At 57.8% G+C, this 7574-nt stretch carries 6 protein-coding genes and 2 pseudogenes; 6 read left to right on the top strand and 2 right to left on the bottom strand.

What is annotated here, in order from left to right:
• The first annotated feature begins 237 nt into the window (after positions 1-237).
• The 6 genes and pseudogenes from Q0908_RS19565 to Q0908_RS19545 all read left to right on the top strand — a co-directional run.
• Positions 238-1893 (top strand): Mu transposase C-terminal domain-containing protein, encoded by a 1656-nt coding sequence (locus Q0908_RS19565; protein WP_299288729.1) that lies wholly within the window; start codon positions 238-240, stop codon positions 1891-1893.
• A complete protein-coding gene (locus Q0908_RS19560) occupies positions 1871-2383 on the top strand; it encodes a TniB family NTP-binding protein (protein WP_299288727.1) in 513 nt (170 codons plus the stop codon). Before Q0908_RS19565 ends, Q0908_RS19560 begins: the two co-directional genes overlap by 23 nt.
• Positions 2265-2726: a TniB family NTP-binding protein gene (locus tag Q0908_RS19555; RefSeq protein WP_299288734.1), complete on the top strand. Its 462-nt coding sequence runs from the start codon at positions 2265-2267 to the stop codon at positions 2724-2726. The genes Q0908_RS19560 and Q0908_RS19555 overlap by 119 nt, the downstream gene beginning before the upstream one ends.
• A pseudogene (locus Q0908_RS20455) lies at positions 2726-3082 on the top strand (TniQ family protein); the annotation flags it as partial. The gene Q0908_RS19555 and the pseudogene Q0908_RS20455, both read left to right, overlap by 1 nt.
• Positions 3083-3232: 150 nt before the next feature.
• Positions 3233-3685 (top strand): hypothetical protein, encoded by a 453-nt coding sequence (locus Q0908_RS19550; RefSeq protein WP_299288724.1) that lies wholly within the window; start codon positions 3233-3235, stop codon positions 3683-3685.
• Positions 3686-3754: 69 nt separating this feature from the next.
• Positions 3755-4186: pseudogene (locus Q0908_RS19545) on the top strand (transposase); the annotation flags it as partial.
• A 324-nt stretch (positions 4187-4510) separates the two neighbouring features.
• On the opposite strand, the gene Q0908_RS19540 reads toward Q0908_RS19545, so the two are convergent.
• Positions 4511-6499: an ABC transporter permease subunit gene (locus tag Q0908_RS19540; RefSeq protein ID WP_299288721.1), complete on the bottom strand. Its 1989-nt coding sequence runs from the start codon at positions 6497-6499 to the stop codon at positions 4511-4513.
• Entirely contained in the window at positions 6499-7515 is a 1017-nt protein-coding gene (locus tag Q0908_RS19535; RefSeq protein WP_299288719.1) for a glycine betaine/L-proline ABC transporter ATP-binding protein, read from the bottom strand. The genes Q0908_RS19540 and Q0908_RS19535 overlap by 1 nt, the downstream gene beginning before the upstream one ends.
• Positions 7516-7574: the final 59 nt, after the last annotated feature.

Raw genomic sequence — 7574 nt, 5'->3', positions numbered from 1 at the left:
GAATTGCGGGTACGCATCCGTCAGAAGCTCACTTTCAAACCGATATAGCCGATGGTCTCGCTTGCCTCGAAGGCGGGTGTCATGGCGCTGTTAATTCCCGGACGCTTGCTTCAAAAAACTGAGCAAAATCAGTTACTGGTTGTACTGTTATTTCCTGGATTGTATCCTTAATTTCGGGACTATGCCTTTAATTCCCGGACGGTTCGTTTTGTGGATAAGTTGGATAGGCCCCGGCGCTTGGCAAAGGAAACAGAGAACTCGGAAGATTGGGCGCTCGCTATTGAGCGGGCTGATATATTGCGTCCGATCTTAGAACTGGGTCGAGCTGGCCACGACGTGGGTCCGCTGTTGTTGGCTGCGGCGGAAGAGATGGGCGTTTCCCGTAGTTCTGTTTGGGAGTTTTATCGACGGTTGAAGCAAAACGATGGGCGGTCGAGCGCATTGCTTCCCAAGCGCCGTGGTCCAAAACGCGGCTCACGTCGTTTGGGTCGAGAGGTTGAGGCCATCATTGAGCGCGTTCTACGCCGACACTATTTGGTGCCCGAGCCACCCAGTTTCCTCCGGATTGTGGGCGAGATCCAGTCGGAGTGCGGGGCCCGGGGATTTCGCCGCCCGACCCGCCGCACGATCAAGGCCCGCCTAGACGCGATGGACCAGCGTGAAGTGCTGCGGAAGCGGAAAGGAGCTAAGGCCGCCAGACAGGTATTCGAAGCGAGGGCAGGGGGGTTGGATGTGGAACACCCGTTGGAGGTTGTTCAGATCGATCACACCTTGGCGGATATCATCCTCGTTGATCAGGTTGAAAGCAAACCTCTGGCACGACCATGGCTGACACTCGCGATCGACGTCGCGACCCGCATGGTTCTGGGTGCCTATGTTACTTTTGACGCACCTTCCGTCCTGTCCATTTGCCTCTGCCTCGACCACTGTGTGCGGCCGAAGTCCATCCGGACGCCGAGTTCGCTGGAGCAACTATATTGGCCGACAGCCGGGATTCCACAGGCCATCCATGTCGATAACGGGCGGGATTTTCACAGTGACGCCTTCCGATCGGCCTGTGCGGAATGGGGCATCTCGATCAACTACCGGCCGCCGGGTCGCGTGCACTTTGGCGGACATATCGAGCGCCTGATCGGCACGACAATGGGTGCTGTGCATGTACTGCCAGGAACGACGCAATCTTCTCCAAGAGACAAGGGCGAGTATGACAGCGCTGCCAGGGCCTCAATGACGCTGGACGAGTTTGAGGAATGGCTGCAACTGGAGGTCTGTCGGTATCATAATACACGCCACAGCGGATTGCGGCGGACCCCGCTTGCCGCCTGGGCCGATCTTGGGGGCGACGATGCTGGCCACCAGGTTGTGGATACAGATGCCTTTCGGATCAGTTTCCTTCCGTCAGAACGCCGCCAACTTGGCAGGACTGGGATCAACCTGTTTTCTATCGGCTATTGGAGCGACGCCTTCGCGCCCATGGTCGGTCGCGGGGCACGGAAGGTTACGGTCAAGTACGACCCGCGAGATATGTCGCGGATATGGGTGGTCACGGACGAAGGCCGTACGATCGCCGCACGCTACAAAGAGCTATCGCGTCCCAAGGTATCTCTATGGGAGTCTCGGCGCGCCAGCGCGGTCTTCCATGAACGCCACGGCGGGAGGATATCAGAGGCAATTCTGTTCGGGATCATCGAAGAACAGCGGCGCATCGCCCATGCGGCTAGGCAAAAGACACTGTCTGCGTCTGCGCGTCTGGACGAAGAACGCAAGGCGCGGCTGCCAAACGACAAGCCGAGGCGCGATCCGTTCCGCGAGATGTTTGCAATCGATACCAGTAACCCCAACCTTCCAACCTATCCAATAGATGACTTTGATGGACCTCGACGAAAGACTTGATCTCATTCGCAGCGATCGTTGGATCGCCTTTGATCGCGCAACCATTGTTCTCAACAGATTGACATCCCTGATGGAAATGCCTCGGCAGTCCAGAATGCCGGGCCTCATGGTTTATGGCAGCTCCGGCATCGGCAAGACCATGATCGCCAAGCGGATGGAGAGCCTCTACCCGAGTAATTATCGCTCTGACCTCGGGGTGACGCGCACGCCGATCCTACTTCTACAGGTGCCGCCTGCACCGGATGAGCGGCGGTTCTATCAACATATTCTGGCGTCGATCAGCGCACCGATGTGGGGACGTCACACCATATCCGAACTGGAGGTGCGGGCTCTCAGCCATTTTGCGCGGCATGGATCTGAAGATGATCATGATCGACGAAGTCCACAATCTCCTGGCGGGAAGCTATCGGGAACAACGCCGGTTCTTGAACATGCTGCGCTTCCTTTCCAACGATCTATGCGCATCGCTCGTCGTTTTTGGAGTCAATGAAGCTGCTGAGGCTGTTCGCGGTGACGAGCAACTTGCGCGCCGGTTGGACGAACATTTTCTTCCACTCTGGGATGATGACGTTGAGTTTTCCCAGTTGGTCCAGACTCTGATCGCGGCAATGCAGTTGGAGCGCGGGTCTGGTCTGAGCCTCCAGTCTCTACGTACCATTTTGGCCGTTACCGGAGGTGTCACGTCGCGTGTGTTCACGATGATCAAGGCACTTGCCATCGAAGCCATTGAAACCGGCGAAGAGCGGATCACTGACGAGGCCGTCCAATCGTGGCAGCCAATCTGGGCCAAACATAGTTGGACCGTTCGGAACCAACCACAACCGGCATTTTAGTGTACCGCAAACCTCTGCCGAGGCGTCCGGCACCTTATCAGGACGAACTGCTGTCCATCTGGATCGCTCGCTTGGCAGAGGGCAACTATTGTTCTGTGCCAGAGCTCTGCCGATATCTTGGGCTTGATCAAGAACGTCCGCGGGAAACGGAATCGGAATTGGCTGGCGTAGACCGCGACAGGTTCTGCGCAATGTTACGTCTGCTTCCTGCGGAGCTCGATCGCATGTTGCTCAGGCGACGGGCTCAGTTCCCGGTAGAGTGCATTTCGTGGTCGGATTTTCAACACTGCCCCGCGTGTACTCACAAGGTATCCGGGATATCTCTGCGCCATTGGCGCTACGCCTGGTCATTGCAATGCGAAGTTTGCGGGTCCGAGCTGTCGCCAGTGCGCAGCGATCCAACGGCACATGTGCACCTGCCCACCCGGCTCCGCACCCGCGCCAAAGAGGGAGCGAAATGGCTAGTACTCGCCAATCGACACGGGGACCGGCTTGCAGGTCGACGTATGGATCTGACGCTGCAAGTCGCTGCTGTGCTCGCGCCAGAACTCCGTCACGGAGCGCTCTTTTCCCAAAACCGAATAGATCGCTTCAAAGCCCTCGCCGCCATCAATCTCGGAATGACCCGGCCTTTGCTAGCGGTTGCGTTGTTGATGAAGAACGATCCCACCGTGGAACGCAAACTCCGTGCTGCCTTTCCGCATAGACGGAAACTGGTGGATCGATTGGCAAGCCTTGCCGGCAAACCACGAATTCTCAAAGTCTGGAGCGGAGATAATCTCGAAGGACAACCAAAGCGACAACCCGCATATATCAGCGCTTCTCCTCAGCCCGAGTATCTCGCAGCGGCAAAGTTGGCGATCATACAACTCGGTGCAAATGCGGACCGCAGCGAACTGCTCAAGTACGCCGAAAGTATCCTTCAATCTGCCAGACAGCGATCTGTGGATATCCAGTAATTAAAGGCACAAGACTCGTCCAAATCCCTGCCAATACATCAGCGTCCAAGAATTAAGGGCACAGTGACAAACAACCAGTACATTTGCCCAGAAGGCGAAGCACTGAAGCAGTTCCGCCGCAATTACTCAGACCCCCATCGTGGCCCAACCGGCACAGGTGTCGCCAAGTATCAGGCTCTCAAACACACCTGTCAGGCCTGCCCATCGAAACCCAAGTGCTGTCCCAAATCAGATTGCCGCAAGATCACCCGTGAAGAACATGAAGACGCGCGTGATATTGCGCGCGCCATCCGAAAAACCAAACAATATAAAGTATCAGCCAAGCTCAGAAAGAAAGTCGAGATGCTCTTCGCCCACCTCAAACGTATCCTCGGGCTGGGACGGCTCCGATTGCGAGGTCCATGCGGCGCAAATGACGAATTCCTCCTCGCCGCCACCGCCCAGAACCTCCGAAAACTGGCCAAGATCTTTCCTGCACCGCAGAAAGCGCGCAAAGCCTGACCAGAAAGGCGCTTGCGCCACGTTCAACGCACCGCTTTCTGCGCCAGCAACACGTTGTTTTTCCACAGAATCGGCGGGAAGCGGTCCTTCGCCGCGGGTGCAAAAAAGTAGGGTTAAAATTGAAAGCGGACATTCTGGCCCCACTATTTTATATCCGAAACGCTTATCGATCAGGTCAATACTTCACAATCAAACGCGCAAACACCTTCGATACGGGATGAAAAAGGCTCGGAACCAAGAAGTACTTGCGCATGCACGTCTCGCATCAACTGTGATGATCTACTCTGCTGCGTACCGGTCGGGACCCCTTGAAAGTCCATTGTTTCAGTCTGGCAAACCCAATGCTTTCTTGCGCTCGGTCGCCCACTTCATGATCGTTAGATCGAAGGTGAGCGCCATCAGGGACACACAGATGCCCAACACGAAATTCTTGCCCAGATCGGTGCCCGCGAGTGTGCGTTGCAACTCCTGACCCAAATCCTGCGTGCCAATGAAGGCGGCGATGATGACCATGAAGAAGGCGAACATGATGGCCTGGTTGAACCCGACCGCCATCGTCGGCAAGGCCAGCGGAAGCTGCACTTTCATCAGCTTTTGCATCCGCGTCGCGCCGGCCATGTCAGCCGCTTCGGTCATTTCAGGGGGCACGGTGCGTAGCCCCTCGATCGTGTAGCGCGTCAGGGGCACCATGGCAAAAATCAGGATCGACATGACCACCGACGTCGCCGTGATGCCGAACAACATGATTGCAGGGATGAGGTAGATGAAGCTGGGGAAAGTCTGTGCCGTGTCGCAGGCCAATAAAACCCTTTGCGACCACTTTTCGGACCGCGCCGCCACGATGCCGAGGGGCACGCCGATCAACAAGGCCAGCGTCACGGCAGAGATCACTGAATAGAGCGTAATCACCGACCGGTCCCACCACCCCGACAGCGCCACGAGACCAAAGAAGATCGCGGCGTAGATCGCAGGGCGCCTGCCCCCCAGTGACAGCGCAAAGGCCACCACAAGCAGGATAAAGGCAGGCGTCGGGATCGACAGCAGGAAGTCGCGGAAGGGGTTCAGGATCCACACATTCAGCACATAACGGATCGCCTGCGTGGTGTTCTGCACCGGATCGAGGGCGAGGAACCCCTTGATCAGAGTGTCGATTTCCTTGCCTTGGCTGAAGTTCTGTTTGCGCCCGATCTCGGCAAACACCTGCACGAACTGTGCGGCAACACAGAAAAAGACAAAGACACCGATCCCCGTCAGCAGAACGATATGCTTGCGCCACCACGGCGTGCCGCGCTCGAAATGCACAGGCTGTTTGACGACCCACGCTTTCGACATCCGGTCGAGGGTTACGGCGAGCAACACGATGGTGACGCCGATTTCAAACGAGCGGCCCAGTTTGAAGCTGCCCATCATCGCCAGCAGTTTCGCCCCAAGGCCGGGCATGCCGATAAAGGCGGTCAGAACCACCATGGCCAGACACAGCATGATGACCTGATTCACACCGACCAGGATCTCGGTCCGCGCCGACGGCAGATAGACATGGCGCAGCAGCTGCCATTTGGTGCAGCCGCTCATGTTGCCCGCTTCGACCACTTCGGACGGCACTTTTTGCAGGCCCAGTGTCGTCATCAGGATCATCGGCGGGATGGCATAGATCGTCGTCGCGACAGCCCCGGCTGTGGGGCCCACCTTGAAGAAGATGACCGCGGGCAGCAGGTAGGTGAAGAAAGGCAGCGTCTGCAACACGGACAGGATCGGTTTGATGGCCCGGTTCACGGCTGCGTATTTCCATGCAAGGATGCCCAGACCCAGACCGATGAAGAACGCGAGCGGGGCAGCGACCATCAGTACGGACATGGTTTCCATGGCAATGGTCCACTGGCCAATCAGCGCAGTCCAGATGAACGTGCCCGCTCCCAACACCGCCATACGCCAGCCACCAAGGTAATATCCGATCACCGCAGCAACGCCGGCAACGGCTGTCCACGGGATCGGGCCGACAAAGGGCCAGCGCCGTTTGCCGAACATCAGGTTGGCGGTGATATCAAGCAGCCATTCAAGCCCTTCGGTCAGGGTGCGCGTCAGCGTCAGCAGCCCCAGATCGTCTTTCACGAAGTTAAAGAACACATCCAGCCACGCCGCAAAGGGCGGAATCATGGCTTCTGGAATGCGGTGCAGTGTGTCGGGCAACAGCCCGCCATAGCGCAACGCGGTCAGCATCACCGCAACGAGCAAAAGCACGGACGCCCATTTGCCACGCGACCAATGCGCGGGGCTGGTTGTGTCAGCTTTGAGATCGCTGGTGATATCGGCCATCAGCTGGCCTCCAGCAGGATTTCCAGCGCGGCGGCACGGTCCATGCCACCAATCACCTTGCCGCTTTGGGCAACGGGAATGACGGCCCGCGCGTCCTGTACCAGCAATCGGGCAAGGTCCTGCACAGAGGCTGACGCCTCGACCGGTTCGCCTTCGCCCATGACCTGCCCTTGCGCGAGCACACCGGCACGTACGACGCGCGCCTTGTCGATTTCTTCGGTGAACTTGCGCACGTATTCGGTGGCCGGGTTCAACACGATCTGGTCGGGTGTGTCGCATTGTTCGACTGCGCCGTCCTTCATGATGGCGATCCGGTCGGCAAGGCGCAGGGCCTCGTCAAAGTCGTGGGTGATGAACACGATGGTTTTACCAAGCATGCCCTGAAGGCGCAGGAACTCGTCCTGCATCTCGCGCCGGATCAGCGGATCGAGGGCCGAAAACGGTTCGTCCAGAAACCAGATGTCAGGCTCGATGGCGAGGCTGCGGGCGATGCCGACGCGTTGCTGCTGCCCGCCGGACAACTCGCGGGGGAAGTATTCCTCGCGCCCTTCAAGCCCGACAAGTTTGACCACCTCAAGCGCGCGTTCGCGCCGGGCGTGTTTGTCCTGCCCACGCATTTCCAGTGGGAAGGCGACGTTTTCCAGAACGGTGCGATGGGGCAGCAGGCCAAAGGACTGGAACACCATGCCCATCTTGTTGCGACGCAACTCGATCAGTTCTTTTTCGGACAGCGACATCAGGTCCTGCCCCTCAACCGCGATCGTCCCGCCGGTGATGTCATGCAACCGAGAGAAACAGCGCACCAGGGTCGACTTGCCGGAGCCGGACAGGCCCATGATGACCAGCATCTCGCCGCGGGTCACATCAATGGACACATCCTTGACGCCTGCAATATAGCCGTCCGCCCGAATGTCATCAAAGCTGTGCCCGGCGGGCATCGATCTGAGGTACTTTTCCGGATCAGCGCCAAAGATTTTCCACGCGTTTTTGCAGGAAATCACGGTCTCGGCTGTCATGGTATGCTCTCTCCTCACCGGTGCGGTCCCGGTGTTCAAAATGCCCGCCCGAAGTGTAA

The organism is uncultured Tateyamaria sp., from assembly GCF_947494755.1.
Classification (GTDB): Bacteria; Pseudomonadota; Alphaproteobacteria; order Rhodobacterales; family Rhodobacteraceae; genus Tateyamaria.
The sequence above is the reverse complement of the archived record's forward strand: the minus strand, read 5'-3'. Positions and strand labels throughout refer to the sequence as shown.

What these genes read in the sequence shown, in the direction of transcription:
- Q0908_RS19560 (WP_299288727.1), top strand. Translation starts at nt 1,871, where the DNA reads ATGGACCTCGACGAAAGACTTGATCTCATTCGCAGCGATCGTTGGATC.
- Q0908_RS19550 (WP_299288724.1), top strand. Translation starts at nt 3,233, where the DNA reads ATGGATCTGACGCTGCAAGTCGCTGCTGTGCTCGCGCCAGAACTCCGT.
- Q0908_RS19540 (WP_299288721.1), bottom strand. Translation starts at nt 6,499, where the DNA reads ATGGCCGATATCACCAGCGATCTCAAAGCTGACACAACCAGCCCCGCG.
- Q0908_RS19535 (WP_299288719.1), bottom strand. Translation starts at nt 7,515, where the DNA reads ATGACAGCCGAGACCGTGATTTCCTGCAAAAACGCGTGGAAAATCTTT.